General features: G+C 67.6%; 23 protein-coding genes and 1 riboswitch. Of the genes, 9 read left to right on the plus strand and 14 right to left on the minus strand.

Annotation, left to right across the window (positions count from 1 at the left end):
* The 5 genes from LXT13_RS18600 to LXT13_RS18620 are packed head-to-tail and all read right to left on the minus strand — an operon-like array spanning position 1 to position 4,768.
* Positions 1-1,032, minus strand: coding sequence for a TniB family NTP-binding protein (locus LXT13_RS18600; RefSeq protein ID WP_233373448.1), 1,032 nt, complete (start codon positions 1,030-1,032; stop codon positions 1-3).
* Between the two features lie 3 nt (positions 1,033-1,035).
* Positions 1,036-3,093 carry a Mu transposase C-terminal domain-containing protein gene (locus tag LXT13_RS18605; RefSeq protein ID WP_233373449.1) on the minus strand — a complete coding sequence of 686 codons (2,058 nt, stop codon included), beginning with the start codon at positions 3,091-3,093 and terminating at the stop codon, positions 1,036-1,038.
* Entirely contained in the window at positions 3,074-3,778 is a 705-nt protein-coding gene (locus LXT13_RS18610; protein WP_233373450.1) for a hypothetical protein, read from the minus strand. Before LXT13_RS18610 ends, LXT13_RS18605 begins: the two co-directional genes overlap by 20 nt.
* Entirely contained in the window at positions 3,775-4,518 is a 744-nt protein-coding gene (locus LXT13_RS18615) for a TnsA endonuclease N-terminal domain-containing protein (protein WP_233373451.1), read from the minus strand. The genes LXT13_RS18610 and LXT13_RS18615 overlap by 4 nt, the downstream gene beginning before the upstream one ends.
* Positions 4,519-4,534: 16 nt before the next feature.
* Entirely contained in the window at positions 4,535-4,768 is a 234-nt protein-coding gene (locus LXT13_RS18620) for a hypothetical protein (RefSeq protein WP_233373452.1), read from the minus strand.
* A 271-nt stretch (positions 4,769-5,039) separates the two neighbouring features.
* On the opposite strand from LXT13_RS18620, the gene LXT13_RS18625 reads away from it, so the two are divergent.
* Positions 5,040-5,642 (plus strand): hypothetical protein, encoded by a 603-nt coding sequence (locus tag LXT13_RS18625; protein WP_233373453.1) that lies wholly within the window; start codon positions 5,040-5,042, stop codon positions 5,640-5,642.
* Between the two features lie 187 nt (positions 5,643-5,829).
* Here LXT13_RS18625 and LXT13_RS18630 read toward each other — a convergent pair whose 3' ends face one another.
* Together LXT13_RS18630 and LXT13_RS18635 are read right to left on the minus strand one after the other, a co-directional pair.
* Positions 5,830-9,867 (minus strand): LAGLIDADG family homing endonuclease, encoded by a 4,038-nt coding sequence (locus LXT13_RS18630; RefSeq protein WP_233373454.1) that lies wholly within the window; start codon positions 9,865-9,867, stop codon positions 5,830-5,832.
* A 177-nt stretch (positions 9,868-10,044) separates the two neighbouring features.
* Positions 10,045-10,614, minus strand: coding sequence for a DUF1134 domain-containing protein (locus tag LXT13_RS18635; RefSeq protein ID WP_233373455.1), 570 nt, complete (start codon positions 10,612-10,614; stop codon positions 10,045-10,047).
* 148 nt (positions 10,615-10,762) lie between these two features.
* Between LXT13_RS18635 and LXT13_RS18640 the strand changes: the two genes are divergently transcribed.
* Genes LXT13_RS18640 through LXT13_RS18655 form a run of 4 tightly spaced genes read left to right on the plus strand, consistent with a single transcriptional unit; the run spans position 10,763 to position 14,091 of the window.
* The gene (locus tag LXT13_RS18640) at positions 10,763-11,143 is read left to right on the plus strand and encodes a PilZ domain-containing protein (RefSeq protein WP_349254847.1); all 381 of its coding nucleotides are present in this window, start codon (positions 10,763-10,765) and stop codon (positions 11,141-11,143) included.
* 55 nt (positions 11,144-11,198) lie between these two features.
* A complete protein-coding gene (locus LXT13_RS18645) occupies positions 11,199-12,293 on the plus strand; it encodes a sensor histidine kinase (RefSeq protein ID WP_233373456.1) in 1,095 nt (364 codons plus the stop codon).
* The gene (locus LXT13_RS28830) at positions 12,290-13,330 is read left to right on the plus strand and encodes a histidine kinase (RefSeq protein ID WP_233373457.1); all 1,041 of its coding nucleotides are present in this window, start codon (positions 12,290-12,292) and stop codon (positions 13,328-13,330) included. Before LXT13_RS18645 ends, LXT13_RS28830 begins: the two co-directional genes overlap by 4 nt.
* On the plus strand, positions 13,327-14,091 hold the full coding sequence (locus LXT13_RS18655; RefSeq protein ID WP_233373458.1) for a LytR/AlgR family response regulator transcription factor: 765 nt from the start codon (positions 13,327-13,329) through the stop codon (positions 14,089-14,091). The genes LXT13_RS28830 and LXT13_RS18655 overlap by 4 nt, the downstream gene beginning before the upstream one ends.
* Before the next feature lie 33 nt (positions 14,092-14,124).
* Here LXT13_RS18655 and LXT13_RS18660 read toward each other — a convergent pair whose 3' ends face one another.
* Positions 14,125-15,096, minus strand: coding sequence for a UDP-N-acetylglucosamine-transferase (locus tag LXT13_RS18660; RefSeq protein WP_233373459.1), 972 nt, complete (start codon positions 15,094-15,096; stop codon positions 14,125-14,127).
* Positions 15,093-15,752, minus strand: coding sequence for a class I SAM-dependent methyltransferase (locus tag LXT13_RS18665; protein WP_233373460.1), 660 nt, complete (start codon positions 15,750-15,752; stop codon positions 15,093-15,095). Before LXT13_RS18665 ends, LXT13_RS18660 begins: the two co-directional genes overlap by 4 nt.
* Positions 15,753-15,878: 126 nt before the next feature.
* Between LXT13_RS18665 and LXT13_RS18670 the strand changes: the two genes are divergently transcribed.
* From LXT13_RS18670 to LXT13_RS18680, 3 genes are all read left to right on the plus strand, one after another.
* Positions 15,879-16,466 (plus strand): NAD(P)H-dependent oxidoreductase, encoded by a 588-nt coding sequence (locus LXT13_RS18670; RefSeq protein WP_233373461.1) that lies wholly within the window; start codon positions 15,879-15,881, stop codon positions 16,464-16,466.
* Positions 16,467-16,550: 84 nt separating this feature from the next.
* Positions 16,551-16,646: riboswitch (cyclic di-GMP riboswitch) on the plus strand.
* Between the two features lie 49 nt (positions 16,647-16,695).
* A complete protein-coding gene (locus LXT13_RS18675) occupies positions 16,696-18,501 on the plus strand; it encodes a S53 family peptidase (RefSeq protein ID WP_233373462.1) in 1,806 nt (601 codons plus the stop codon).
* Between the two features lie 40 nt (positions 18,502-18,541).
* Entirely contained in the window at positions 18,542-20,488 is a 1,947-nt protein-coding gene (locus LXT13_RS18680; RefSeq protein ID WP_233373463.1) for a serine hydrolase domain-containing protein, read from the plus strand.
* Here the strand turns inward: LXT13_RS18680 and LXT13_RS18685 are convergent.
* On the minus strand, positions 20,475-21,767 hold the full coding sequence (locus LXT13_RS18685) for an ATP-binding protein (RefSeq protein WP_233373464.1): 1,293 nt from the start codon (positions 21,765-21,767) through the stop codon (positions 20,475-20,477). The two genes, LXT13_RS18680 and LXT13_RS18685, sit on opposite strands and share 14 nt — an antisense overlap.
* On the minus strand, positions 21,764-22,474 hold the full coding sequence (locus LXT13_RS18690) for a response regulator (protein ID WP_233373465.1): 711 nt from the start codon (positions 22,472-22,474) through the stop codon (positions 21,764-21,766). The genes LXT13_RS18685 and LXT13_RS18690 overlap by 4 nt, the downstream gene beginning before the upstream one ends.
* Positions 22,475-22,617: 143 nt before the next feature.
* On the opposite strand from LXT13_RS18690, the gene LXT13_RS18695 reads away from it, so the two are divergent.
* Positions 22,618-23,628 (plus strand): alpha/beta fold hydrolase, encoded by a 1,011-nt coding sequence (locus tag LXT13_RS18695; protein ID WP_233373466.1) that lies wholly within the window; start codon positions 22,618-22,620, stop codon positions 23,626-23,628.
* A gap of 56 nt (positions 23,629-23,684) precedes the next feature.
* Here LXT13_RS18695 and LXT13_RS18700 read toward each other — a convergent pair whose 3' ends face one another.
* From LXT13_RS18700 to LXT13_RS18710, 3 genes are all read right to left on the minus strand, one after another.
* Positions 23,685-24,032 carry a hypothetical protein gene (locus tag LXT13_RS18700; RefSeq protein ID WP_233373467.1) on the minus strand — a complete coding sequence of 116 codons (348 nt, stop codon included), beginning with the start codon at positions 24,030-24,032 and terminating at the stop codon, positions 23,685-23,687.
* A 228-nt stretch (positions 24,033-24,260) separates the two neighbouring features.
* Complete coding sequence (locus LXT13_RS18705) at positions 24,261-24,872, minus strand: response regulator transcription factor (protein WP_233373468.1); 612 nt, start codon at positions 24,870-24,872, stop codon at positions 24,261-24,263.
* 51 nt (positions 24,873-24,923) lie between these two features.
* The gene (locus LXT13_RS18710) at positions 24,924-26,819 is read right to left on the minus strand and encodes a sensor histidine kinase (RefSeq protein WP_233373469.1); all 1,896 of its coding nucleotides are present in this window, start codon (positions 26,817-26,819) and stop codon (positions 24,924-24,926) included.
* Positions 26,820-26,895: the final 76 nt, after the last annotated feature.

Here is a 26,895-nt window from a genome sequence, read left to right on the forward strand (position 1 = left end):
TCAGGTCGCCGCCAGCGTCTGCGCCAGAGACGGCTTGGCCGGTGCCTTTTGACGGCGGGACGGGCGCTCAGGCTGAACGCTCTGGACATGCTCGCCCAGCGACAACGCGATGGAGATGGCCTCCTGCGTCGGCTCCGCCGAGAACGATCGGCTGAAAGGCGACTTCTCCTGTGCCATCTCTGTCGCACTGCAGACCGACAGTTGGTGCGCTTTGCGAAGGTCTTCCAGGGTGATCTTGCGCGCCCCTTCGTCGCAGGCTGTCCAGACGACCTGACGCAGAAACTTGGTGAGGTAGCCCATAAGCCCCCCGGTCGCAAGCCAACAGCGATAGGCCATGCCCTCACCGCTCAGATCCGGCATGTCGAAATGCTCCGACACCGCCACGGTGAATGAGTCCAGTATGCCGACGAAGGCTTCTCGATCGCCGTCGTCGAGCCAGTTGAAGCGCCGCATGAAGATGGGTGCGAGAAAGCGGCCCGACAACTGCTCGTTGCGCAACAGCACCGGCAGGCAACTCTCCAGGCCGCAAACCACCAGGGTCACGCGGGTTTCATCGACAAGGATCTTGAGCCAATCGGCGGCGTCATGAAAGATCTTCTGGGTCCCCTTATCGAAGAAGTGCTGGAATTCGTCCAGCATCAGCATGATGGTCCCGGCTTTCTTCATCTGGGTTTGCAGCCGAGCCGTCTTGTTGTTCTGAGTTCCCTTCTCCCAGTTCGGATCGCCCAGCGCCCGCAGCATTAGTTCCGCCAAACCCTTGACCGTTGGTGACGAGGGGACACGGATTCGCAGGATGGGAACCACCGCACCGTTCGCAGTGCGCGAGCGCGGCCGGGTGCTTTCGACCTCCTCGAGCACACGCGATTTTCCCGTTCTGGACTCCCCCACGACGGCCAGGCAGATCGGCTCTGACGAGCCAAGGCTGTAGTCGAGCCCTTGCTGAAGGCGCTGGACCGCAGATTGAAAGGCGGTGTGGGGAATGAGCGTGCTCTCAACAACACGCCGAATGTCGTCGTTCGTTCGAATTTTCATTGATCAGAGTTCGTCCTTCCATGTGCTTTCTTGACGCTGCCGCTTCACCGGCGCGAACTTGAGGGTCTTCGTCGGCATCGGAATCGGCGGCATGGCCGGAGCCGTTGGCGGCGATTCGACGGGCTCGTTCGGACCTGTCGATGGGCAGGTCGCCACGCTGGTGGTCGGAAGAGCCGCTCCCGCGTCGGCAGGCGCGCTTTGCACCGCAGGCGACGAACTCGAGCCCGTGATGTATCGGCCGACCCGCTTGGCCGACTTCGCCGGGGCTTTTGTGCCGCGAGGCTTGGTTTTCTTCTTCCAGTTGAATTCCTGGTGGATCATCTCGGCGATGGCCGTCTTGGCCTCTTGCCATCCTGCCGAGTCGTGTTTGCCGAGTTGCAGCGCTGCATGCCGCTTGCAGACCTTGTGCTGCCACGCCGTCATGCCCTTCGCGTAGGACAGCGCTAACGCTGGTGCAACAAACATGCGCTTCTTGTCCGGAGAGAGCACCGTGATGGAGCCGATATCGCCGTCGTTGATGCAGATCTCGACCTCCAGACGCTCGCCCAACTCACGGCGAAGCGTCGTCAGTTCCGGCGAGTTGTAAAACAAGCCGTCCAGTTCAATGCCCTTGTGCGATAGAGATCGCTGCACTCGTCGTCCCAGGATCGCATCCAGTTGGGCAGGGTCGTCCGGCAACTGGATGTCTTCCAGGGCCACCGACGACCTCCAGAGTTGGGCGGGGGGCACCTTCAAACTTCGGTGAGGACGCTCGTGGTACACGTCAACAATCCATTTCATGACAATGTGGCGCAGCGTGCTCAGGCGCACGACCGCGTGCTTCGACGGGTCATAGTCATCCTTTTCGAAGATGTTCGAGAACGTGGTCCCGGGAGCCCCGTGGAGGAGCGATGAATTCAACGTACCTAGAAATCGTTCGATCTTTCCTTTGAACCAAGGGGTCTTCCGGGGCGCGTAGTGGATCTCGATGCCCAGCGTGAGGCAGGCCGTTTCCAAGCTATCGCTGTGGAACTCGGCCCCGTTGTCCATGCAAAGCTCCTGCATGACGCCATGCGCATCCCAGTCCTGGACGACCTCGGGGTAGTCAGCCCGCGTGTTCAACTTCGGAAGAAACGCGTGCTTGAGACACCGTGCAACGGTCAGGTAACTCGCCGGCTCGAATCCGATCGAAATACCGAGCACGCAGCGGGTGAAGTCGTCGATGCACGCGGTCAACAACGGTCGGCCGAGCGGCAGACCGGTGGTGTCGTCGACCACCATGATGTCGAGCACCGTGTGGTCGATCTCTGCGCGCACCAGCGGCCCATCCGTAGTCCGGTGCCGTTGGACGGATCGGTAGCGCCGCACGGCTGCTTCGCGCCCGTATCTGGCCTGGCATCGGTCAAAGGCAGAGATTTCGTTGATCAATCGCTTGACCAATCTCCGCTGTGGGAGGGGAAGCTGATCCTCTTCTGGGCGCAGCTTGTTTTCCCGCCGCACCGCAGTCACGGCCGCATCGATGGTGTCCTGAATCGTCTTTCGTTCTTTCGTGAGATAGACCTTCTCGATGGCGTTTTCGACGAATTCGATCAAACGATCTTCATAGCGCTCTGTTCTGTTTCCCTTTTTCTCATTCTGCGCAACGACGGCATTGATATCCATCCCGGCGGACAAAAGCTTGGCTTTCCAGCGAGAGACCGTCGTCCAGTGAGGTGGCGTCGCGGGCTTTCCGATCTTGGCCCATACCCGCGCGGCGACATCTCGCAATGCTGTCTCTGACGACGGTCCCTTGGCCGCTTCCACCGCGTAGGAGCGTCGCACCTTGGCGCGCTCCATGAGCGGCTGCGCGACTTCGCGATGCACCTTTCCGATCTTTGCGCCCTTGTAAGAAGCATCCTCCTGGGTAAAGCTCAGTCGGCCATCGACATAGAGATGCCTGAGTTCGCTTTCGGACTTTTGGTGAAGTCGACCGGTCTTCGTTTCTTCGATTTGCCACATTTCAGCGTCAAGCTTCCTGCGCATGACGAACTCGATGCCGTCGATGCGAAAGCTTGCGTCCTTTTCAAACCTCCTTGTCGCCACGACCAGGCTCCTCGTCAAAAGGGTGTTGGTCGGATCGGGGACTCGGCATGGCCGGCAACCTCTCCGGCCGGGCTGCATGTCGCAGCACATGCACGACTTCGATCAGCGTCGAGTCGATCTCAGTACGTTCATTCGACGCGAGGCATCGCCAAGACCGCTCCGCGCGGGAACTGCTAGCCGTCAGCGGCGCGCGCGGTGACGGCTTTGAGTCCGCATGGCATCGTCGACCGGCACGTACGAGCAAGCCGTTGGGACCATGGAGCGATTGCTCGATAACGCGCTTGCACTGCTCGATGCTTTCAAATGCCCCAAACCTCAAGATTGTTTTGCCCAGCCAACGTTCGAGCTGCAATCCGGACTTGCTCCTGCCATGCCTGGCTTGGTGGCTGATCGCGACGCAGTTGGCAAAACCCCAGTCTTCGAGGTGCAGACTCATTCCTTCGAGTCTGCAGTCCGTCCAAATTTGCTGCGGGAGGCCATAACGGGCAGCCGCTTGGTCACAAAGCTCATAGAGCCGCGCCGCAGAAAATCTTGAATCGACATTGACCGCCAACACCGTGGCCGGCACACCGCCCATCAGGGCGAACGCGCGGCACCGCTGACCGTTGAGGAACTCAAACAGCGCAGTGGAGACACTCCATTCGTCGAAGGCCGCACGAGAAAACTTCTCGACGTTGATCTTCATTGATTCGACTCCGCCGGATTGGAAAAGTCCGCTTGCTGACCGCGCCATGTCAGCGGCCGGCTGTCCAAGATGGGAGTCGTCAGGTCAAGCGCGATGGCACCTTCCAGAATCAGGCGGCAAGCGAAGTACTGACCCTTTGCGCCGAGTGCGCCGCGTTTGACATCTCCCCAGGTCAAGTTGGGGGCCCGCTCAAACGTGACTCGCAGCCGTTCGCGTTCGACCGCCGGGATGTCTGCGCGGCCCAATCGCAGTACCTCAAGCACGGTCTTGAGCCGGGGCCGACGCCCAAGATCCTCTGCGTGAACAACTCGATAAACGTAGCCGAGGGTTGGCAGTGCCGCTGACATGAGCGCGGTACGCCGGGCCACCTCTGGCGTTGCGGCGTCTTCGGCTGTCTTCACCTCCCACAACTCCTTACCCTGTCGCGTGGTGACCCGGATGTCCGGGTAGTGCTCATGCTCCACACCGTCGAGGCGGTACTTGATTACCAGTGGTTGCTCGGCGAATTCCAAAACCGCGGAATTTGCATCCAGAAGTCTGAAGGCGTTCAATTCATGAGGAGACTCCCAATGGATCATTCGCCCCATTTTCCAGCTTGGATATTTGCCAGAACCGCGCGCCTTCGATCTGGAGATAACCTTTCGCGATCTAATTCGATCACCTTCTGGGTATTCAATCGCAAGGATTGCGTCTTCGGCGCCACCGAATGCAGCGTTCGCATCTTTCACACACAGATCCAAACCACAACTCCTTCAACTATTTAGGTTTAATATCGATCAACCATTGCACAACGTCGCCAGTCAGAGCAAACTTCCCTTTCCGCCCTGGAATTTCAAAAACCCGCACCGGCAACATTCCCCTTCTCAATGCCTGCCTGAAAGCTGCCATTGAAGAAAACTTCAACAGCGACGCCAGCTGCTTTCCGTTGATCAATGGCCCGTACTGCTCATTTAGCGAGCACCTCAAATCATCACGATCATCTTGGTTCATATAGCCTTCCATACGCCACAAGATCCATATCTCGACTGGAAACCAGGTCGACCCCACAAAGCAATTGCGTCAACGCTTCGCAGATTACGCACAGTCACGCTTGGTTGCACCCGAGCGCGGTGTTATGCACAATGCCAGCCAAAACACCGATGAGAGTTGACCGACTGTGGCGGATGAAATAAGTGAGAGCGATGGGAACGGTCTACAGCCAGCTGGTGCGGATCAGCTAAAGCAGCCCACTCTCGCTGGGCGCATTGACGGGCTCCGAGGCATGGCTTGGGCGTATGCCGTTTTGCTGCACACGGGATATTCGGCCTCTGGCGCATCCAAGCGCTTCTCTGCCACCCCGGCAGGTGACGTCGAAATCAACAATTCAAAGTTGATGTATCAATATCTTCGGGGCGACCGGGCTCCAACTCGAGGACCACGAGGGAGGTATGGATTTGATTTGGTGGCGGCGGTTGATTCCCATCACACCGGCCGCAATGCGACGCGCTGGCTCGATCACCCGATTTGGACGATATTCGATGCAAACATCAGCAGCAGAGAACTAGCACCATTTCTTGACGAAGAGACGTTAGACCCGATCGTTGGGCAGTATTGGCTTGATGACGAGATCCCTACAGACGGAGCAGAGGCCAGCCAGCTAGAAAACGCTCTGAAATTCTTTGACTTCGACGGCTATATATATCTATGCGCACTGCTCAGGGCCGCCAATTTCGCAGGCATTCGCGCAAAGTCCGGAAAAGCTCTTCATTTCTCGCTTCTGGAATACCTTACGCCACATGCAGCTCGGGCAGAGCCTGTGTTCGGATTTATTCAGGCGCCTTTCCTGCAGATGATTCGTGACTTCCATTTCCCGGCCAAAAAATAAGGCCGTCAGCAAGCTAATGCTGACGGCCTGGTTTTGAAAAGCCGCGGCGGGCTGTTACTTCTGACGCTGGGCCCCTCGGCCACCCCGAAAAGCTTGCAGCTTATGGGGTCCAGACTTGCAGCTTATGGGGTCCAACTTGCAGCTTATGGGGTCCCGGACAACGTGAGGCGCCCAGCGCCGTTCCAATTCACCCGCATTGGCCCACGTACCCACAAGCGGTGCAGAAATCGCACCCATCCTTGTGAATCATCGTCGCGTTGCCGCACTCCGGGCAGGGCTTGCCGGCCTGGACCTGCAGCGCGCCGGCCGCCGCGGCGAGCTTGGGGGCCGGCGTCTGCAGCAGGCCCATGTCCGTCAGCGGCTGGCCGGCCTCGTCGAGGATGCCCAGCATCGCATAGCGATGGATGATCAGCCGCGCCACATAGGCCACCGTCGATGGCCACACCTGCTGGCGGCGTTCACCCGTCAGTGACGGCACCGGCGCCATGAAGTGGCCCAGCGGCTCGCCGACGTTGAGCAGCTTGCGCAGCTTCATCGCGATCCAGCCGGGGTCCATGACGCGCATGTCCAGGCTCAGCAGGCGGGCCAGGCCGTCCAGCGCCTTGGGGTAGTTGCCTGAGAAACCCATTGCGCAAGGCCGCGTGACCGATCCCCCTTCGGGCGTCGGCAGCAACACTTCCTTCAGCGTCAGCGTGAACTGCTCGTTCGTGGCCGGGTTGTCCACGTCCACCGCCCAGGCCAGGGTGCCGGACGTGCCGGTGCGCGGCTCGTTGCGGCTGAACATCGCGTCCACCACCGGCGTGGGGCCGCCTTCGGCCAGCGCACCGAGCTGCTCGCAGCGCCAGCGGATGACCGCCGCCGTGGCCGCCACGACGCCGGGGAACAGCCGCTTCTCGCCGGCCGGCGGCATCGGCATCTCGAAGGCGCGCTCCTCGGCCACCGTGGCGAGCGCGTCAAGCTTCAGGCGCAGCCAGGCCGCGTCGTTGGTGCGCAGGTCGGTGGACAGAGTCTTGGCCAGCGCCGCGAGGCCGCGCGGCTGCTCGGCGCCGTTGACCCACACCTCGAATGGCAGGTTGCGGCCGAACAGGCCGCCATCCGGCCCGTCCAGCGGCAGCTCACCGATGAAGAGCGCGAAGTCGCCATGCGGATGCTGGATCAGGTAGCTCCAGGCCGGGTTGCCGCCGGGCATCTCGGGCCGGCTGGGCCAGCGCAGCGATGCGACGACGGCGTTCGGCAGGCGCTCGACCTTCAGGCGCTGGTTGGTGCCGTCGATGTCGGCCTTCAGAGGCTCGGGCTGCTTGACCTCGGGCGTGACCGACAGCACCGAGCCCAACACGCTGTTGGGCCGGTAGGTGGCCAGGCCCTTGAGCTTGGCTCGCCACGCCTGGAGGTACAGATCCTGGAAGTCCTCGTAGGGGTAGTCGGCCGGCACGTTGACGGTCTTGCTGATCGACGTGTCGATGTAGGGCGCCACCGCGGCGACCATGGCCGCGTGGTCGGCCGCGCTCAGTTCGAGGGCCGTCACGAAGGCCTCGCTGAGCGGTGCGTCGGCACCGAACAGGTGCCGATACAGCCGCCAGGCATGGTCCTCGACCTGGTACTCCTTGAAGCCACCGCCCTCGGCCTGCGACAGCCGCTTCTTGCGCGTGTAGGCCCACGAGAACGCAGGCTCGATGCCGTTGCTGGCGTTGTCGGCAAACGCGAGGCTGATGGTGCCGGTGGGTGCGATGGACAGCAGGTGCGAGTTGCGAAGCCCCTGCGTGCGGATCTTGTCCTTCAGCGGCTGCGGCAGGCGAGACGCAAAACTGCCGCCGGACAGGTACAGGTCCGCGTTGAAGAGCGGGAAGCTGCCTCGCTCGGCGGCCAGGTCGCTGCTGGCAGCATAGGCAGCATCACGCATCAGCTCGGAAATGCGGCTCGCCATGTCGCGCGCCTCGGGCGTGTCGTAGCGCAGGTTCAGCATGACGAGCGCGTCGCCCAGCCCGGTGAAGCCCAGACCCACGCGGCGCTTGTTGGCGGCCTCCTGTGCCTGCGCGGGCAGCGGCCAGGGGGTCACGTCCAGCACGTTGTCCAGCATGCGCGTGGCAACGGCAACGACGTCGGTGAAGCCGGCTTCGTCGAAACTGGGCCTGGCGCTAAACGGGTCGCGCACGAAGCGCGTCAGGTCGATGGAGCCGAGGCAGCAGCAGCCGTAGGGGGGGAGGGGTTGCTCCGCGCAGTTGTGCACGTAGAGCCCGTTGGCGTCGAACGCGTGGACATGCTCGACCGTCACGTCGTAGACCGCCTCAACGCCGGCCGGCTCGATAGCGTCCACGGTGGCGGTAAAGCGCTCGCGGTTCAGCTCACTGCGGTATCCACCCAGCAATTCGTCCAGGCGCGACTGCTTGGCGCCGTCCTCGAAACCGACGCGCTCGGCATAGAGCCGCAGGTTGTCGCCACTGACGACCAGTTCGTGCACGGCACGGCGCTCGTAGTCCCGCTCGCCGCCGCGGCCGTCGGGCAGGCGCTGCAGGCCTGCCGGATGGCGGTCACGGTAGATCGTCGACGCGATGCCCAGCCGCGCCAGCATGCGCTGCACAGCCTGCAACTGCTCGACGTCCGCCTGCGTCAGCCGCACGCTGACGCCCTTGTCCTGGGCGCCTTGCACCGATCCATCGGCGTCGAACAGGCCGCGCAGCAGCCCGCGATGGAATTCCGACGACGTCGCTTCCATCGCCGGCGTGATGCGCTTGTGCCCAGGCGTGGCGCCCAGTGCTGCCGCCAGGTCGCGCAGGCCGGCGGAGGCTAGGCGGCATTCACCGCGGCCGGCCACCGGGCGCTGCCAGCCGCGGAAATCGGCATGGCTCGTGATGGCTGCCTGCATGGCCGTCTCGGCGGCCCGCATGACGCCGTCGACGCTGGCGGGCCGGTGGCTCACGTCGCTGCCGACCGCCTTCAGCTCGGGAGCCCAGACGGACAGCACGGCCTTGTCGGCCTGCAACGTACCGTCGCCGATCAGCAGGCCCAGCAGGTAGCCCTCGGCCTCGCTGCGCGGGCCGTCCCAGCCTTGCAGGGCACGGTGGTCGTGCAGCATCAGCTCGTCGCCGGGTTTCACGTCGGCTGCAGCGGCCCACTCGGCCTCGACCAGATAGCGCGTCTTGCGCGTCACGCGGCGTACCGGGTGGTCGCCGGTCAGGCGCAACTCATGGCCTTCGCGGGTGCGCAGCCGCAGCACCGGCTTCACGCCCGTGGCGAAGAAGCCCTGGGACTCGGTCGCGTATGCCTTGCCGTCGACGATGGCGTGGAAGGGCCGGCCGATCAGGTCGGCCACCTGGCGCGGGCCTTCGCTCGTCATCGTCCAGGTGTCGGCCGTCACGCAGGGATTGGTCGCCGCGATCGTCTCGCAGTAATGCAGGTTGTTGTCGGCGTTGATGCGGTCTAGGAACAGCACGCCGGGCTCGGCGTGGTCGTAGGTGGAACGCATGACCTGGTCCCACAACGCGCGGGCGCGCACCTTGCGGTAGACCCACAGGCCGTCGCCACGCTGGTACGCGCCGGCCTCGATCTGCTCGGCGCTGGGCTGGGCCTTGTGGGCCAGCTCAACCATGCCGTCGGCCTGCACAGCCTCCATGAAGGCATCGGTCACGCCGACCGAGATGTTGAAGTTGCGCAGGTCGCCCTGGTCCTTGGCGTGGATGAAGGCCTCGATGTCGGGGTGATCGCAGCGCAGCACGCCCATTTGCGCACCGCGGCGGCTGCCCGCGCTCTCGACGGTCTCGCACGAACGGTCGAACACGCGCATGTAGCTGATCGGGCCCGACGCATGGCTGCGCGTGGAGCCTACCCAGGCGCCGGCCGGGCGGATGCGGCTGAAGTCGTAACCGACGCCGCCGCCGCGGCGCATCGTCTCGGCGGCCTCGGTCAGCGCCGTGTAGATGCCGGGCACGCCATCCTCGGCGCTGGCGATGGCGTCGCCGACCGGCTGCACGAAGCAGTTAATGAGCGTCGCCGACAGCTCGGTGCCCGCGGCGGACATGATGCGGCCCGCCGGCACGAAGCCGCGCTGCTGGGCATCCAGGAAGGCGGCCGCCCACTGCGCGCGCTCGGCGGGCTTCTCAGCCTGGGCCAGCGCGCGGGCCACGCGTTCACGAAGTTCGTCGGGCGTCTGCTCGCCGCCCTTGGCGTATTTCTCGATGAGGACTTCGCTGGAAATGTCCTGCACCGGCAGGTCGGTGATGCTGCTCACGGGGGCCTCGACTACTGGATGAAAAAACAGTCTACGCCGCCACGACGCAGCCCGACTTTGATTTTTTCGATGGGCATCCCACCGAAGGCACAGAGCCTGCCCGGCGGCGCTCGTGTTGTCCTTGACCGGCCTCAGAGCGTGGCGGGTTTCTTCGGCGAACGCGCCAAAGGCCCCAATTCAGAAGGGGTTGATGCTTTTCTCGCGACGGTAGTGGATGTAGCCCACGCTGGCCCCTGCGCGCAGCCCCACGCCCAGGCGGATGGGCGCCAGCGTGATGCCTTTAAGCCGCTGATAGTTAATGCCCGCGCCGCCGATGTAATAGAGGCTGCCGTCCACGCCGGGGAAGCGCTGGTAGATGTCGGCCGCCTTGGGCAGGTGGTAGACCAGCGTGAACACCTTGGACGCATTGGCGCCCAGGTCGAAGCCGATGGACGGGCCCGCCCAGAAGACCTTGCCGCCGCCCCCGCCCTTCATCAGCAGCTCGCCTTCGCCGTAGCGCAGGCCCACGGTGATCGCCGCGCCCGCCTCCTCGCCCTTCACATAGGCATTGGGCCGGCCCTGCTCTTTGAACGCCTTCTCGATGACCTTGGCCAGGCCCTCGGTCGTCTGGCCGAAGAAGTCGGTGGCGGCCTTGAGGATGGAGTCCTCGTCGTAAGTGGCGTCCTTGTCGTCAGCGGCCCAGGCGGGCACGGCCGCTGCAGCGGCGAGGGCGGCGAGGTGTTGCAGGTGCTGGCGGCGGTCGGACATGGAGGCTCCTTTGGGGGTCGGGTGGGCGACCAGCATAAACAGCCGGCGTGACGTTGTGGCCGCCGTTGCGCCTTGACACGCGCCGGTCCCGAGTGGCGCAAGGGCGCGTTTCGTCTAAGCTCGTCGGCTCTGTCACCGGGAGAGCAACATCAACACCGAACGCCGCCACTTCGCCCGCGTCGCCTTTGCCGCCGGCGCCGAGCTGATTACCACCGACGCCCGCCTGCCGGTGAAGGTCATCGACATCTCACTCAACGGCGCACTGCTGCAGCTGCCCGCCGGCGCGGCCGTGCCGGTGGGCAGACCCTGCCTCGTCCGGCTGCCGCTGGGCAGCGATGCCGACGGCATCGTCATCGAGATGGGCGGCGAGCTGGCACACGTGGAAGGCCCCCATGCGGGCGTGCAATGCCGCACCATCGACCTCGAATCCATCACGCACCTGCGCCGGCTGCTGGAGGTCAACCTGGGCGACCCTGAGGCCTCCGAACGGGAACTCAAGGCGCTGATTGCCGCGGCCAGGGGCGGCTGAGCCGGGTTCGTCGCACGCCGCCCGGCGCTGCGCAGCAGCGGCCGACAATGGCCGCATGGAAGAGCCGACGCCGCTGCAAGCCTTTCGCCGCATCTGCAATCTGCGGATGCTCGCGGGCGTCTACTACTTCTGTCTGCTGCACGCGCTGTCGCGCACGCTGGCCTGGTATCGCGATGGCGACGATGCGTTCGAGGGGCTGTTCCATCTGGTGCGGATGAACCGCCAATCGCTGCTGACGGGCCTGTCGCTGATGCTGGCCGTGGCGCTGGCCGAGGCCGTGCTGGCGCGGCGGCGCTGGCCGCTGCCGGGTGCGCTGGCCGTGCAGGCCACGGCCGTGGGCCTGGGGGCCGCGCTGGGGACCTGGCTGCGCTTCAAGGTGGCCCGGCTGGAGAACCCGGGCATGGTGATCGATGCGGGCTGGACCGCCTCCACGGTCGCGCTGTGGATGCTGCTGGGCGGCACCGCCTACGCGCTGCTGCGCGTCGGACTGGCGCAGCGCCAGGGCCGCGAACAGCTGACCGAGCTGTTTCGGGAGCGAGAAGCGCTGAAGACCCAGCAGACCGAAGCGCAGCTGATGGCGCTGAACGCGCAGATTGAGCCGCACTTCCTGTTCAACACGCTCGCCAACGTGAAGCGCCTGTACGAGACGCAGCCCGAGCGCGGCCGCCACATGCTGGTGGCGCTCATCGCCTACCTGAGGGCCGCCCTGCCGGGCATGCGCCGCCACGAGTCCACGCTGGCCGACGAACTCGCGCTGGTGCGCCACTATCTGGCCATCCTGCAGATGCGTATGGGCGAGCGGCTGTCGTTCGACATCGACGCGCCAGCCGAGCTGCTGTCGGCGCACCTGCCCACGCTGGTGCTGCCCACGCTGGTGGAGAACGCCATCAAGCACGGCCTGTCGCCGCTGCCGGAGGGCGGGCGCATCGAAATCCGCGCAGGACGGGCCGACGACGGCAGCCTGCGCATCGAGGTGGCCGACAACGGCCAGGGCTTCGGCGCGGCCAGCGGCGGCGCGGGCGTGGGGCTGGCCAACACGCGCGCGCGGCTGGCCGCCCGCTTCGGCGACTCCGCCTCGCTGGAGCTGGAGGCGGCCCAGCCGCGTGGCGTTGTAGCCCGCGTGAATCTGCCTGCCGAGGCGCTGGCGTGATCGCCCACGTGCTGCGCTCCTGGCGCTCGCTGCGCCCGCAGGAGGCGCTGGTCTTCGTCATCGCGGCACTGCTGTTCGGTGCCATCGACCTGGGCTCGCTGCTGGAGCTGAACGTCGGCGACGAACTACCCCAGGTGCTCGGCCGCCACCTGCTCGTGCCGCTGATGAGCTGCTCCATGCTGCTGCTGTGCTGGCTGCCGGCCGCGCGCAGCAGCCCCATCCACCCGGCGCGGCGCTGGCGGCTCGTCGCGGCCACGCTGCTGGGCTCGATGCTGACGATCGTCGTCGTCTACCCGCTGACGCAGGCCCTGCCCTGGCCGTCGCTGTGCGAGATCTACGCGCGCACGGAGGGCAAGTTCAAGTGCATGGATTTCCGCCTGTCCGGCCTCATCGGCGACACGCTGTGGGTGTTCATGCCGGCGCTGATGATCGTGGGCGTGCTGGAGTTCGGCACGCTGCGCCGCCGCCAGGCCCGCGCCGCGCAGGACCTGCTGCGCGAGCACAGCCAGCTGCGCCGCCACGCGCTGGCCGCCCGCCTGGCCGCGCTGCAGGCGCAGGTCGACCCAACGCTGCTGTTCGACGCGCTGGTCGCCATCGAGCAGGCCTATGACCGGCACGACCCGGACGCCAGCGCGCGGCTGGAGCGGCTCATCCGCCACCTGCGCGTGGCGCTGCCGCGGCTGCGCGAGACGGGCGTGACGCTGGCCGGCGAGGTCGAGCTGATCGCCAGCTATCTCGACCTGCTGTGCGACCTGAACGGCCAGCCGCCCACCTTCGAGGCCACACTGGGCACTCACCCGATCACGCTGCCGCCGATGCTGCTGCTACCACTCGTGCAGCGCGCACTGCGGCTGGGCCGGCCGACGCGCTGCTGGCTGGTGGCCGGCCCGCCGCTGACGCTCGGCTTCGACATCGACGGCATGTGCGAGGACGACGCCGAACTCGCCTCGCTGCGCGAGCGACTGGACGTGCTGGACGCGCGGCTGACCTGCCACAGCGGCAACGGCCGCTCCGAATTCGCGCTGGACCTGCCATGAGCCTCACATCGCCCACCGCCGTCGTCGCCGAAGACGAAGCCGCATTGCGCGGCGAGCTCGTCGAGCAGCTCGACAAGCTCTGGCCCGAGCTGAGCATCGTCGGCGAGGCCGCCGACGGGCTGCAGGCGCTGCGGCTGCTGGACCAGCAGCAGCCCGACATCCTGTTCCTGGACATCGAGATGCCCGGCGCCACCGGCATCGACGTGGCGCGGCAGGTGGGCGGTCGGGCCCATGTCGTCTTCGTCACCGCGTACGACCAGTACGCCATCGATGCCTTCGACCAGGGAGCGGTGGACTACCTGCTCAAGCCGCTGAACGGCGCGCGGCTGTTCACGGCGGTCACGCGGCTTAAAGCCCGCCTGGGCCAGGCACCGGCGCCGCTCGGCGGCGTGCTGGACCAGCTCGGCGCGCGCCCGGCGCCGTCCGCCGCACGCGCGCCGCTGCGCTGGATCAATGCGTCCGTCGGCCAGACGCTGCGCCTCATCACCGTCGACGAGGTCATGTTCTTCCAGAGCGACAACAAGTACACGCGGCTCGCGCTGAAGGACGGCGAGGCGCTGATCCGCAAGCCGCTGAAGGAGCTCATCGACGAGCTCGACCCGCAGCAGTTCTGGCAGATCCACCGCTCCACGCTCGTCAACGTGAACGCCATCGCCAGCGTCAGCCGCGACTTCCGCGGCCGCATGCAGATCAAGCTCAAGCACGGCACGGAGACGTTGCTCGTTGCCGAGAGTTGCGCGCACCTGTTCCGGCAGATGTAGGCAGGCGCAGGCGGCGCGCTGTCGGGCGGTGCCTCAGTACCCGTAGCGCGCCTTGTAGGCCTGCGGCGCGATCGTGCGGGCCGCATAGTCGATGCCGCTAAAGGCCGCGTAGTCCGCAAGACTGCGCACGGTGCCAAGGCCGTAGACGCCGAGGTCGGCGCCGGTCCATAGCAGCGCCGCCATGCGGCGGTTGGCAGCCTCCGACAGCTCGGCCGAGCGCACGCGGCGCTGCGCGTCCAGCTCGGGCGACCAGTGCATCGGCCGCGTGCTGCCGGTCGTCACGTACTGGTGATAGATCGGCAGGCCGGGGACGTGGAACAGGTCCCAGCCGCGCGTCCACGCCCGCAATGCGAACGCCTGCTCCTCGCCATGGAAATACAGGAACGGGTCGTACGGCACCTCGGCGACGATGCGCCCCGGACCGAACAGGCAGCCGCCGCCGATGTGGAACGTGGGCAGCGGCGCACGGCCGGCCACTGGCACGGCCTCGAACATCAGCACCGGGTGATCGACGCCGAACTGCTGGTCGCCGCGCACGACGAAGGCCAGCAGCTCCGGCCCCGCGATCTCGGCTACGGGCTGGCCGTCACGCAGTGTGAAGGCGTTTGGGTAAGTCGTGACGAGGCTGCGCGAGTTCAGCGCGGCGCAGCGCTCGCCCCAGGCGATGAGCCGCTCGTCCCAGCCGGGCTCGAACCACATGTGCGAGTCGATCTGCAGAAACCAGCGCTCCCCCTGGTACAGCGACATCGCGATGGCCCGCGCCCAGCATGGTCCGCGCGCCTCCAGCGGGTGGATGTTCACGCGCCGCACCTGGCGCTGCCAGGCGTCGGGCAGTTGCACGCAGGCTTCCGGCAACTGCTGCTCGACGAGGCCGAACACGAGCCGTTCCGGCCGGCTGGCCTGCGTCATCGCGCTGGTGATCGTGAACGCCAGCATCGGGTCGCAGTACGACGCGATGCTGATGAAGACGCGGTCGGCCGCGGCCGGCCTGGGCGGCGGTCTCATGGCAGGCGGTACGCCACTTCGCGCGGGTGCTCCACCAGCCGCAGCCGCGCCGGCCGCACCAGGCTCGCGGTATCGTGGAACTCATGCACCGGCAGCTGGGCGTCGTTCACGCGCGCCACCAGCTCACGCAACGGCACGGTGGCCGGCAGGTAGCCGCGCAGCAGGAAGATCGACATCGCACGGCAGTTGTCGAACGCCCAGAGGTCGTGCCAGTGCAGGTCGCGCTCGCTCCACACCGACACATGCGCCTCGCCTGCGATGCCATCGACACTGCCCTGCACGAGAAACTCCGGCGCGATGACGAGCGTGTAGGCCGCCCTGTAGGCCAGCGCATTGAGAAGGTCCAGGCCCGTGCTCTTGGGCATGTGCTCGATGCAGTCGCCCAGGATGGCCAGGTCGGTGCAGGCCTCGGTGCCGTCGGCCAGCCACTGCGCCGCCGTGCGCACCTGCACCTCGTCGTAGAGCGATGCCAGACTGAAACGCTCCACGTAGGCCGCCTCGGGCTCCACTGCCACCGTCCGGCAGCCGGGCGCTACGTCGCGCAGCAGGCGGCCGAACTTGCCAGCTCCGGCGCCGAAGTCGATGGCATGACGCGGCGCCATCCACTGGACGAGCTGTCGGGAGAGGGAGTCGAACACGACAAAGGAACCGGGCATGGCGGCGCGCAACGGGCAGAGGCGAAGGATTGTCTCGGCTCGACATGGCATGCATGTGGCAACACGGCTTGAGGGCCGCTTGACCAACATCAACACGCGGAGCCGCACGGTCGCCAACATGGCGCCATGCCACGCCGTGTCCTCCTCATCCAGGCCCACCCCGATGCCGCGGGCGGCCACCTGTGCCATGCGCTGGCCGACGCATATGTCGCCGGCGCCCGGCGCGCCGGGCATGAAGTGCGCACCGTCGATGTCGCCCAGCTCGACTTCCCGTTGCTGCGCTCGCCTCGGGACTGGCAGCACGGCGAGGTGCCGGCAGCACTGCACCCGGCGCAGGACGGCATCCGCTGGGCGGAGCATCTGGTGCTCGTCTTTCCGCTGTGGCTGGGCGACATGCCGGCGCTGCTGAAGGCCTTCCTCGAACAGATCGCCCGGCCGGGCTTCGCGTTCGACTATGTCGAGGGCAACCCGCTCGGCCGCAAGCTGCTAGGCGGCCGCTCGGCCCGCGTCGTCGTGACGATGGGCATGCCGGCGCTGGTGTATCGCTGGGTCTTCCGCGCGCACAGCGTCAGGTCGCTGGAACGCAACATCCTCGGCTTCGTCGGCATCGGTCCCATCCACGAAACGCTGGTGGGTGGCGTGGATGGCCTCGGCGAGACGGGCGTGAAACGCTGGCTGCGCCAGCTGGAAGCGCTCGGTCGCCGCGCGGGCTAGCGCAGCCCCGCGGCAGAAGTCACAACCGGCGCCCGGTGCCGGCAGCCGGTTGAAGGGCGGCCCGCCTAGACTGCGCCGCATTACCAACCCAGAGGGCAAACCCGTCGAAAGGCGGGGACGCAAAGCTTCCGGCCTACCGCACTTGCAGCACGCAGGTGCCAGGGCAGCGGGGCCGCCGGGGCCGCGAGGCCTCGTCCGGCGTGGCCCTCTTCACCGCAAGACGACGGCCATGCGCAACACCCGCCTCACCTGGACCCTCAGCCTCCTCGCCACCGCGGCCCTGACGGCCTGCGGCGGGGGCGGTGGTGCTGCCGGCTCCGACACGGCCACACTGCAGGCCAGCGACGTGACGCTCCCTGTCGCGCTGAGCGTGCAGCTGGACACGCCTGACGAGGCCGCCGGCGTCGAGGCCCTGCCCGGTTTCCACCTCGCCGCCGTCGAGCTGGGTGAGCCGCAGGACGGCGAGGCGCCGCACCAAGCGCTGGCCGACGCGGGCGTCGCGACCAAGGGGCTGACGCTGGCCGCGCTTGACGATGCGCTGCGCCCGCGCGCGCTGGCCGCCGCCACCGGTGAGGCCTTGCCGATGGCCACGACGACGGCCGTCACGACCTACACGCCGGCCCAGATCCGCGCCGCCTACGCGCTGCCGGCGCTGGCGAACGCCACGCCAGCCCAGTTGGGCGCCGGGCAGACGATTTATATCGTCAACGCCAAGCACGACCCCAACGTCGCCGCCGAACTGGCCGCCTTCAACGCCAAGTTCGGCCTGCCCACGTGCACGACGCGCACGCTGGCCGCAAGCACGACGCTGCCCCTGGCCGTGGCATCCACATCGGGCTGTGAGCTGGTCGTCGCCTACAGCTCGGGCGCCAACCTGACCAGCACCGCCCCGGCCTACGATAGCGGCTGGGCCACCGAGATCGCGCTGGACGTGCAATGGGCGCATGCCACCGCGCCGCTGGCCCGCCTCGTGCTGATAGAGGCGCCGGACGCCGGCGTGGCCAGCCTGTCCAATGCCGTGGCGCTCGCCAACAAGATGGGCGCGGGCGTCGTGTCGATGAGCTTCGGCGCGGGCGAGGGCAGCTGGACGGCCAGCTACGACGGCGTCTTCGGCGCCAGCGGCATGAGCTATGTGGCTGCTACCGGCGACAACGGCGCAGCGGTGTCCTGGCCGTCGGTTTCCACCAAGGTGGTGGCCGTAGGCGGCACAACGCTGACCTGGAGCGGCAGCGGCACGCGCACCGAGACGACGTGGAGCGGCACCGGCGGCGGCACCAGCGCCTACACCGCGTTGCCCAGCTACCAGAGCAGCACGATCAGCGGCTATGCCCGCCGCGCCGTGGCCGACGTGGCGTTCAACGCGAATCCCAACTCGGGCCAGTACGTGGCGGTCATCTCGCCCGGCACGACGGCGGCGCGCTGGGTCAGCGCCGGCGGCACGAGCCTGTCCACGCCGCAATGGGCCGGCCTGCTGGCCGTCGCCAATTCGATGCGCGCGGCCGGCGGCAAGGCGGCGCTCGGACAGCCGCATGCAGCGCTCTATCAGCAGATCGGCGCCGTGCCCACCCAGTACGCGGCCGCCTTCAAGGACGTGGCCACCGGCGCCAACGGCAGCTGCACGACCTGCACCGCCAAGACTGGCTACGACACGCCGACCGGATGGGGCACGCCCAACGCGACCTCGCTGCTAACCACGCTCAGTGCGGCGACCTCCGCCACCACGACCAGTGGCACGACGACAACGACCTCGTCGACGACCGTGACCACCGCCCCCAAGCTGACGACTGCATCGCTGACCGGCGTGGCGGGCAAGGCCTTCAGCGGCACCATCGGCTACAGCGCGCCGGGCGCCAGCTCGCTGTCCATCAGCATCAGCGGTGCCGCCAGCGGCATGAGCTTCGCCGGCACCAACGGTGGCATTGCCATCGGCTGGGCCAAGCCGGTGGCAGGCAAGACGACGCTGACCATCACACTGAAGGACAACCTGGGCCAGACGTCGACCGGCACGGTGACTGTGACTATCAGCGCTTCCTGATCGGCGGCCATAGCATGGCTCCCAATTCAAGGGAGCCACCATGCGTCGTCTACTCATCGCAACCCTGCTCGCCGCCGCACTCGGCGCGAGCGCCGACACCACATCCTCCGGCCACAGCTATTCGCCGCCAGAAGCCTTCGCGGCCAGCGTTGCCGGCAACCTGCTGACGTTCACCGCCCCGGAGGGCGACGCGACCGTGACGGTCGTTGATCTGCCGGCCGCCAAGGATGCGGCCGACGCCGTCGCGCAGGCCTGGGCACGGGTACAGCCCGACTTCCGGCGCACGCTGCGCCTGGCCACACCGCGACCCAGCCGCAACGGCTGGGTAGACCAGCAGGTCTTCGACTACGAAACGTCGCCCAACGAGAAGCTCACCATCCAGGCCATCGCGCGGCGCGCCAGCACCGGCGACGGCAAGGCCTGGGTCGTGCTGCTGCTGCAGGCCGGTGAAGGCACGCTGGAAAAGCGCGGCGCGCCCATCGGCAAGTTCTTCGCCAGCCTGCGGCCTCAGGGCTACCAGCGCGAGAGCTTTGCCGGCCGCACCGCCCGGCCGCTGACGCCGGAGCGCGTCGAGCAGCTCAAGGCCTTCATCGCAGACGGCATGAAGCAGCTCGACGTGCCGGGCGTGGGCCTGAGCTTCATCAGCGGCGGGCAGGTCGTCTGGGCCGGTGGGCTGGGCGTGCGCGAACTGGGCAAGCCGGCCAAGGTCGACGCCGACACGCTCTTCATGGCCGCCAGCAACACCAAGGCCATGACCACCGCGCTGCTGGCCCGCGCCGTCGACGCTGGCAAGCTGCGCTGGGACCAGCCCGCTGCCGAGGCCTATCCGGGCTTCCGCCTCGCCGACGCTGACGTCACCAAGAGCGTGCAGATCCGGCACCTCGTCTGCGCCTGCACCGGCATGCCGCGTCAGGACATGGACTGGATCTTCTCCGATGGCCGCGCGCCGGCCAGCACCACGTTCGACCAGCTCGCCACGATGAAGCCGACCAGCAAGTTCGGCGAGGTCTTCCAATACAGCAACCTCATGGTGAGTGCTGGCGGCTACATCGCCGCCGCCGCGCTCAAGCCGGGCAAGGACATCGGCGCTGCCTACGACGAGGCCATGCAGGAGCTGCTGTTCGGGCCGCTGGGCATGAAGGACACGACCTTCGACCGTGCGAAGGCACTGCGCGGCAACCATGCGATGCCGCACGGCGACGACATCGACGGCCACACGCGCCGGGCCAGCATGGACCTGAACGACACCGTCATCCCGGCCCGCCCGGCCGGCGGGGTCTGGACGTCGCCCAGGGACTTCAGCCGCTTCGTGCTGATGGAGTTGAACAAGGGCAGGACGCCCGAGGGTCGCCCGCTGATCGGCGAGGCCAACTGGGCCGAGCGCTACAAACCTCAGGTGATGGTCAGCGAGGACGTCAACTACGGCATGGGCCTTTTCATCGACACGCAATACGGCATCACCGTCGCTTCGCATGGCGGCGACCTGCTGGGCTTCCACTCCAACATGATCTGGCTGCCTGAGTACGGCATCGGCGCCACCATCCTGACCAATTCGGATGCCGGCGTGCTGCTGCGCGGACCGCTGCTGCGCAAGTTGCTGGAAGTCGTGTTCGACGGCCTGCCCGAGGCGGATGAACGCCTCAAGGTGGCCGTGGCAAACCGCAAGGCCGAAGCCGCCCAGACGCGCGGACGGCTGACGCTGCCCGTGCCGGCCGATGCGATCAAGCCTATGGCGGCCGCCTATGCCAGCCCCGAGTTGGGCCACATCAAGATCGCGCGACGGGCCGGCAAGCTGCGCTTCCAGTTCGACCACTGGAGCAGTGAAGTCGCCTTGCGCCGCAACGAAGACGGCACGCAGAGCTACATCACTATCGATCCGGGCGTCGAAGGCATCGAGTTCCTGCGCGACGACAAGGCCGGCGCGCCCACGCTCGTGCTGCGCGACGCGCAGCACGAGTACCGCTTCGTGGCCCTCAAGCCCAACTGACGCGCGCCACCAGCCCGCCGCCATCGCGCGGCAGCAGCTGCAATGCGGCCCCTTCCGAGCGCGCGATGCGTTCGACGATGGCCAGGCCCAGCCCGGAGCCGGGCTTGCCGCCGCGCGCCGAGTCGCCGCGCTGGAAGGGTCGCTTCAGCTCGTCGACACGGTCCAGCGCGATGCCGGGGCCGCGGTCGCGCACCTCGATCCACGCGGCGCCCTGCGTGTCCCCGCAGGCCAGTTCGATGGGCGGCGCGCCGTGGTGCTGCGCATTGACGACGAGGTTGAGCACCAGCCGCCGCAACGCCTGGGGCCGCGCTCGCACCCGCACCTCGGCGCCGTCGGCGAGGCTCGGATGCGGCAGCCCCGGCGCCAGCGCGATGCACTCGGCGAGGAACTCGCGCAGCCCGATGTCCACCGGCGGCAGATCTTGCTCGGCTGGATGAGCCGCACGCGCGTAGTCGAGGAACTGGGTCAACAGCCCGTCCAGGCCGTGCAGGCTGCGGTCCAGCGTGTCGAGCAGCGCAGGGTCGCCCTGGCCAGCGTCGCGCAGCATCTCGCTGGCCAGGCGGATCTTGGCCAACGGCGTGCGCAGGTCGTGCGATAGCCCGGCCAGCATCAGCAGCCGCTCCTCCTCGTCGCGCGCCAGTGCGGCGGCCATGTCGTTGAAGCCGCGCGCCAGCGCCGCCGTCTCGGCCGGGCCGTCAGTGGGCAGCACGAGGCGCCGCTGACCGTCGCCCACGGCCTTCGTCGCCTCGACGAGACGGGCCAGCGGTCGGTTGATGCGGCGCTGGATGAGCCAGGCGCCCAGCAGCGCCAGCGCACCGCTGACGGCGCTGGCGATGATCCAGGTTCGCGCGAAGCGATGTGCCGGCTGCACGGACGGCACGACCAGCCAGAACGGCACGTCGGGCAGCCGCACGGCGATAAGGCCGCCGGGCTCGCGGCGCCAGGCCAGCGCCTCGGGCGGCAGGCCCAGTTGCGTCGCTAGCTCAGAGAGGTAGCTGCGCTCCAGTAGCGAGGCGCGCGCGCGGCGCGGCCCGTCCATGCCAGAGCCGGCGCGCGCGTTGAAGCGGGCAACGAAGCCGGCGCGCTGATCGTCCGGCAGCAGGCTCAGGCCTTCGGCGACGGCCTGCAGGCTGCGCGCCGTCGCCTCCGCCGACTGGCGCAGTCGCGGCTTGGCGATGAACTGGCCGTAGGCCAGCGCATTGACGATCTGGCCCATGACGATGAGGGCCACGATGAGCCACAGGTTGCGGCCGAACAGCGTGGACAGGCCCAGTTTCATCGGCGGTCCGGCTCGGGGATGAACACGTAGCCCAGGCCCCAGACGGTCTGGATGTGGCGCGGTGCACTTGGGTCCACCTCGATGAGCCGGCGCAGCCGCATGACCTGCACGTCCAGGCTGCGGTCGCTGACGCCGTGGTCCTCGCCATGCGCCATCACCAGCAGCTTCTCGCGGCCCAGCGGCCGGTTGGGCTGGCTGGCCAGCGCACGCAGCAGCTGGAATTCGACGGTGCTGATCTCCACGGCCTCGCCGTCGCGCTCCAGGCGGCGCTGCGTGGGGTACAGCGTGAACAGACCGAAGCTGAGCGGCTCTTCGCCCGCCGGCCCCAGGTGGGCACCGAGCTGATGCTGGCGCCGCACCATGGCCTGAATGCGCGCGAGCAGCTCGCGCGGCGCAAAGGGCTTGGCCAAGTAGTCGTCGGCGCCCATCTCCAGGCCCAGCACGCGGTCGACGAGGTCGCCGCGGGCGGTGAGCATCAGGATGGGGATGGTCTCGCCCTGACCGCGCAGCCGGCGGCACAGGCTCAGGCCGTCCTCGCCGGGCATCATCAGGTCCAGCACCAGCACGTCGAAGCGCTCGCGCGACAACAGTTGGGCGGCGCTGGCAGCGTCGGGCACGGCGCGCACGGCCAGGCCCTGCTCGGTCAGGTAGCGCTGCAGCAGGCCGCGCAGTTCGGCCTCGTCGTCGGCGATCAGGATGCGGGTCATGGCGCGATGTTAGGGACCGGCACGGTCACCGCCCGCAGGCGAAACGATGACAAACCGTTGCAGCGGCCGTCGCTCGTCAGACACCGCAAGCACCGCAACCCGCGATGCAACCTTTGGCGCTGGATGCGGTGGCAGCATGCCGCATGACCTCATCCGAGACGATTTCGAGCACCTCCATCGGCCTCGCTCTGGCCACCAGCCTGCTGATGGCGGCGTGCGGAGGTGGCGGTGGCGGCAGCAGTGGTGACACGGTGACGCCCGCTCCACCCCCGACCGCGACGGACCAGCTGCTATCCACCACCGTGGCGGGCTATCCGCATGCGGTCAACGTGTACCGCACGGCCGGCGCGCAGCGTGCCATCGTGCTGCTGCACGGCGGCGGCGGCGACCTGAACGCCGTGGCCTACCAGGTCGGGCTCAATGCCAGCGCCACTGGCACCACGCCGGCCACGATCAACTGGGCCTGGCTGGATGCGAACAAGGTCGTGCTGGTCGTGCCGCAGGGGCAGCACATCGTGACGAACCCGGGCGCCACGACCTGGAGCAACTATGCGATGACCTCCGGCCAGGATGACAAAGGCTTCCTGCAGGCGCTGGCCGCCAAGATCCGCAACGAGTACGGGCTGGCCGACGTGACGCTGATGGGCCACTCGATGGGCGGCGCGATGACAAACCGCATGTGGTGCGAGTCGCCCGCCACGTTCAACCGCTACGTGTCGCTGGCCGGTCCCGCGTCGGCCACCTTCGGCCAGCCCGGCACGCCTTGCGCGCCCGGCGTGGCAGCGCCGCCCTACATGGGCATCATCGGCGACAGCGACAGCGTCATGCAGACCGCCGGCGCCTGGGAGTCGATGACGTGGAACGTGAGTCCGACGCTGGTACGGTCATCCATTGAGGCGTGGGTGAACCCCGTCGTCCTCGGCGAGTTTCATCAGCAGCAGGCGCGCGTCAACCAGGCCTGCGGCGAGTCGCTGGATGCAAGCGGCTTCACGACCGCAGGCAACGTCGACACGTGGACGAGCTGCAGCGGCAGGATGGTGCTCCGGCGCGTGCGCGGCGCGGACCACGGCGTGGCTTCGCTGGATGCCCAGATGGGCACGGCGTCAGCGCTGGATGTGATGGATGCGGTGATGCGCTTCGCGATGGCGCATTGAGCCGGGAGGTCCGGCCGGGTGCGACACCCCGCACCGGCGGACACCCGGCATCAGACTCAACGAGTGACGCGATCGGTCTCGAAAGCGATGCGGTCGACCGTGCCGTCCGCGTTGCGGAACAGACGCACGCGGCGCATGCCGTCGGGGCTGACGATCAGGTCGCTGCTTTCGGCGCGCCAGCTTTGCAGCGGCGGAGCATCGACGCCGACCGAAACGCGGCGAAGACCGACCTGCACGCTCAGCGTGCGGCCATCGGCGAGCTGGTAGTCGCCCTGGGCTTCACGCAGCATGGCCTGGTCGACGGCGGTGGTGGACTCCTGGGCACGGGCGGGCGCGGTAAGCGCCGTCAGCGCGAGAGCGATGGCCGGCAGGGTCAGCAGGCGCAGGGTGGTGGGGGTGGTCATGGTGGGGGTACTCCTGTAATGCACCGAAGCCAGTCGCCTCGGCGTTTCTATTAGTGCAAACCCCATGCCAGCCCTAAACGCCGAATTTCAACCAGGGTTTGCCCCAGGTTTGGGCTGATTTACCGTTGTCACGCGCCTCATTTGGGCTTCATGCCTCGTCCTGGCGCCTGCCCGGGCTCGCGGCGGCTGTCGCCTGATCGCACATCCAGCGCGTGAGCGCCCCGGCCTTCAACGCCCGGCGAGCAGCGTGGCCACCTCGGCGGCCGAGCGCACGCCCAGCTTGGCAAACACGCGCGCGCGATGGACCTCGACGGTGCGCACCGACACGTGCAGCTCGTCGGCGATGACTTTGTTGAGCTTGCCGGCGGCCACGCGGGTCATGACTTCGTGCTCGCGCTCGGTCAGGCTGGCCAGCCGCGCGCTGCGCTCGGCCGCCTGGGCACCCTCGGCCTGCATCGCGGCGTCCACGGCCAGCGCCTGTTCCAGGCGATCGGCCAGTGCGTTGTCGCTGTATGGCTTTTCGAGGAAGTCGAAGGCGCCCTTCTTCAGCGCCTCGACAACCATCGGGATGTCGCCATGCCCGGTCAGGAACAGCACCGGGTTGCGCAGCCGGCGCACGAGCAGCTCGTCATGCAGCCGCGTGCCGCTCATCGGCTCCATGCGCACGTCGAGCAGGAAGACACCCTTCGGCGGCCCTCCTTGCGGCATCTCGCGGTCCAGCGCATCAAGCAGCGCCGGGCCGCTGTCGAAGGCCCGCACCGAGAGGCCACGGGAGCGCAGCAGGAAGGCCAGCGCGTCGCGCACGCCGGGGTCGTCGTCGACAAGATGGACGGTGCTCATGGGTTCGTGCGATGAAGGCGCGAGGCGGGGCGGACAACGGTGAAATCCACGTCAGGCATGGACGGTCTCCCGCTCCAGTGGCAGGCTGAACGAGAACAGCGCACCGCCGCCGGGCGCCTCGCCAGCGTCCAGCACTCCCTGGTGGGCCTCGACGATGGAGCGGCAGATGGCCAGGCCCATGCCCATGCCGTCGGCCTTGGTGGAATAGAACGGCGCGCAGAGCTGGTCCACGCGCCGGCCGGCGAGGCCGGGGCCGTTGTCCTGCACGTCTACGCGCACGAAGTCGCCGGCCACACGGCTGCTGACGACGATGCGCCGGCCGCCGTCGCGCGCCTGCAGTGCATCGGCCGCGTTGCGCACCAAGTTGATGACAACCTGCTCGATGAGCACCGCATCGGCCAGCACCGGCGGCACGCCAGGCGCCAATATCACGTCCAGCGTGACGCCGCGGCGCCGGCAATCGCGCTTGAGCAGGTCGATGGCGGCGGTGATGACGTCGTGCAGGTCGCAAGGCTCATGGCGCGGCTCGCGGCGGGTCAGGAACTCGCGGATGCGCGCGACGATGCGGCCGGCGTGCTCGGCCTGCTGGCCCAGTCGCTTCAGCGCGCCGAGCACGAGGTCGTCCTGAACGCCCAGCTTGGCCAGTGAATTGGCGATGCCGGCGTTGTAGCTGGCGATGGCCGTCAGCGGCTGGTTCAGCTCATGGGCCAGCGTGGAGGCCACCTCGCCCAGCATCGTCAGCCGCGCGTTGTGGGCCAGCGTCTCCACTTGGCGGCGCTCGCGCTCTTCCAGCCGCTTGCGCTCCGTGATGTCGATGATGCTGCCCATCCAGCCAATCTGCCGGCCGCCGGCGTCCACCAGCGGCGACTCGAACACCATCACGTCCAGCATGCGGCCGGAGCTGTGACGCCAGCGCGCCTCGTAGCCTTCGCGCGGCGCCTGCCCGGCAAGGTTGCGGCGGTTGCGCTCGGCCACCTCGGCCAGCGCATCCGGCGGCCAGTAGGGCATTGGCGGCAGCAGGCCCACCAGTTGGTCGGCGGCCAGTCCCACCATGTCGCAGAAGGTGCGGTTCACATACAGCAGTCGGCCGTCGAAGTCGCGCGCGCGCAGCGCTACCAGCGCTGAGTCCTCCATCGCCCGGCGCCAGGCGGCCTCGGTGCGGCCGGACACCTCGGCGCGCTCCACCTGCCGCATCTGCCGGCGGATCAGCCAGCTCGCCACGGCGATCAGAGGCAGGAAGCCGGCCACCAGCACCCAGGCCAGCGGCCGCACGCCGTTGGTGGCAGGGTCCCGCAGCGTCAGCTCCAGCGCCGCGTCGGTCAGCGTCACCTGCGTCAGCGGGCTGGCGCGCAGCGGGCCGGTCAGCGCCACGCGGTAGCTGGGCCGCTGCCCCTGGGCGGCACGCATCGGCGAATCGGTGTTGGAGGCGATGACCTGGTCGGCACTGTCGACGAGCTGAACGTCGTACTTGCGCGCCAGCCACCACGGCACGCCGCGCTTGAGCAGCAGGGACGGCGCGTAGCGCACCACCAGCACGCCATCCGGCGCGACGCGCGCGGTCAAGTGAAGCGACAGCCCGTCGTCCGGATGCGCGGCTTCGGCCTCCTCGGGCACTTCCGCGAGCACGCGATTGCGGGCGTCGAGCCAGGTGACGGACTGCCACAGCCGCCTCAGGCCCGCGTTGACCTCCGGATGCGCAGCCAGCACCGCGTCGCTGGGCACTTGGCCGGCCAGCGCGGTGGCGAGCTGGCGCAGATGCAGCTGCTCGTCGTCGATGCGGTCACGCAGCTGGGCCTCGGTGCTGAGGGCGTCGGAAATCAGCGTCTGGCGCTGCTGCTCCTGCTCGTCACTCTCGTTGGACCGCACCCAGGCCAGCACGCCGCCCACAAAGACGAGCGACAGGCCCAGCGGCGCCAGCCACAGGCTGCGGGTCAGCAAATTGCGCATAACCGCAGTCTAAGAACGCGGCGCACGGTTCGAAATGTGGAACTCCACAACTACCGGCCGGGTGAGGCCACCGGAA

It is taken from the genome of Pelomonas cellulosilytica (genome assembly GCF_021353265.1).
In the GTDB taxonomy this organism is placed as follows: domain Bacteria; phylum Pseudomonadota; class Gammaproteobacteria; order Burkholderiales; family Burkholderiaceae_C; genus Pelomonas; species Pelomonas cellulosilytica.

Bases quoted from the DNA above. Each gene is read 5' to 3' on its own strand.
- LXT13_RS18610 (WP_233373450.1), bottom strand. From the start codon at position 3,778: ATGAAGATCAACGTCGAGAAGTTTTCTCGTGCGGCCTTCGACGAATGG.
- LXT13_RS18625 (WP_233373453.1), top strand. From the start codon at position 5,040: ATGGCTTGGGCGTATGCCGTTTTGCTGCACACGGGATATTCGGCCTCT.
- LXT13_RS18700 (WP_233373467.1), bottom strand. From the start codon at position 24,032: ATGACCACCCCCACCACCCTGCGCCTGCTGACCCTGCCGGCCATCGCT.
- LXT13_RS18620 (WP_233373452.1), bottom strand. From the start codon at position 4,768: ATGAACCAAGATGATCGTGATGATTTGAGGTGCTCGCTAAATGAGCAG.
- LXT13_RS18665 (WP_233373460.1), bottom strand. From the start codon at position 15,752: ATGCCCGGTTCCTTTGTCGTGTTCGACTCCCTCTCCCGACAGCTCGTC.
- LXT13_RS18705 (WP_233373468.1), bottom strand. From the start codon at position 24,872: ATGAGCACCGTCCATCTTGTCGACGACGACCCCGGCGTGCGCGACGCG.
- LXT13_RS18695 (WP_233373466.1), top strand. From the start codon at position 22,618: ATGACCTCATCCGAGACGATTTCGAGCACCTCCATCGGCCTCGCTCTG.
- LXT13_RS18660 (WP_233373459.1), bottom strand. From the start codon at position 15,096: ATGAGACCGCCGCCCAGGCCGGCCGCGGCCGACCGCGTCTTCATCAGC.
- LXT13_RS18645 (WP_233373456.1), top strand. From the start codon at position 11,199: ATGGAAGAGCCGACGCCGCTGCAAGCCTTTCGCCGCATCTGCAATCTG.
- LXT13_RS18685 (WP_233373464.1), bottom strand. From the start codon at position 21,767: ATGAAACTGGGCCTGTCCACGCTGTTCGGCCGCAACCTGTGGCTCATC.
- LXT13_RS18690 (WP_233373465.1), bottom strand. From the start codon at position 22,474: ATGACCCGCATCCTGATCGCCGACGACGAGGCCGAACTGCGCGGCCTG.
- LXT13_RS18675 (WP_233373462.1), top strand. From the start codon at position 16,696: ATGCGCAACACCCGCCTCACCTGGACCCTCAGCCTCCTCGCCACCGCG.
- LXT13_RS18655 (WP_233373458.1), top strand. From the start codon at position 13,327: ATGAGCCTCACATCGCCCACCGCCGTCGTCGCCGAAGACGAAGCCGCA.
- LXT13_RS18680 (WP_233373463.1), top strand. From the start codon at position 18,542: ATGCGTCGTCTACTCATCGCAACCCTGCTCGCCGCCGCACTCGGCGCG.
- LXT13_RS18600 (WP_233373448.1), bottom strand. From the start codon at position 1,032: ATGAAAATTCGAACGAACGACGACATTCGGCGTGTTGTTGAGAGCACG.
- LXT13_RS18710 (WP_233373469.1), bottom strand. From the start codon at position 26,819: ATGCGCAATTTGCTGACCCGCAGCCTGTGGCTGGCGCCGCTGGGCCTG.
- LXT13_RS18635 (WP_233373455.1), bottom strand. From the start codon at position 10,614: ATGTCCGACCGCCGCCAGCACCTGCAACACCTCGCCGCCCTCGCCGCT.
- LXT13_RS18670 (WP_233373461.1), top strand. From the start codon at position 15,879: ATGCCACGCCGTGTCCTCCTCATCCAGGCCCACCCCGATGCCGCGGGC.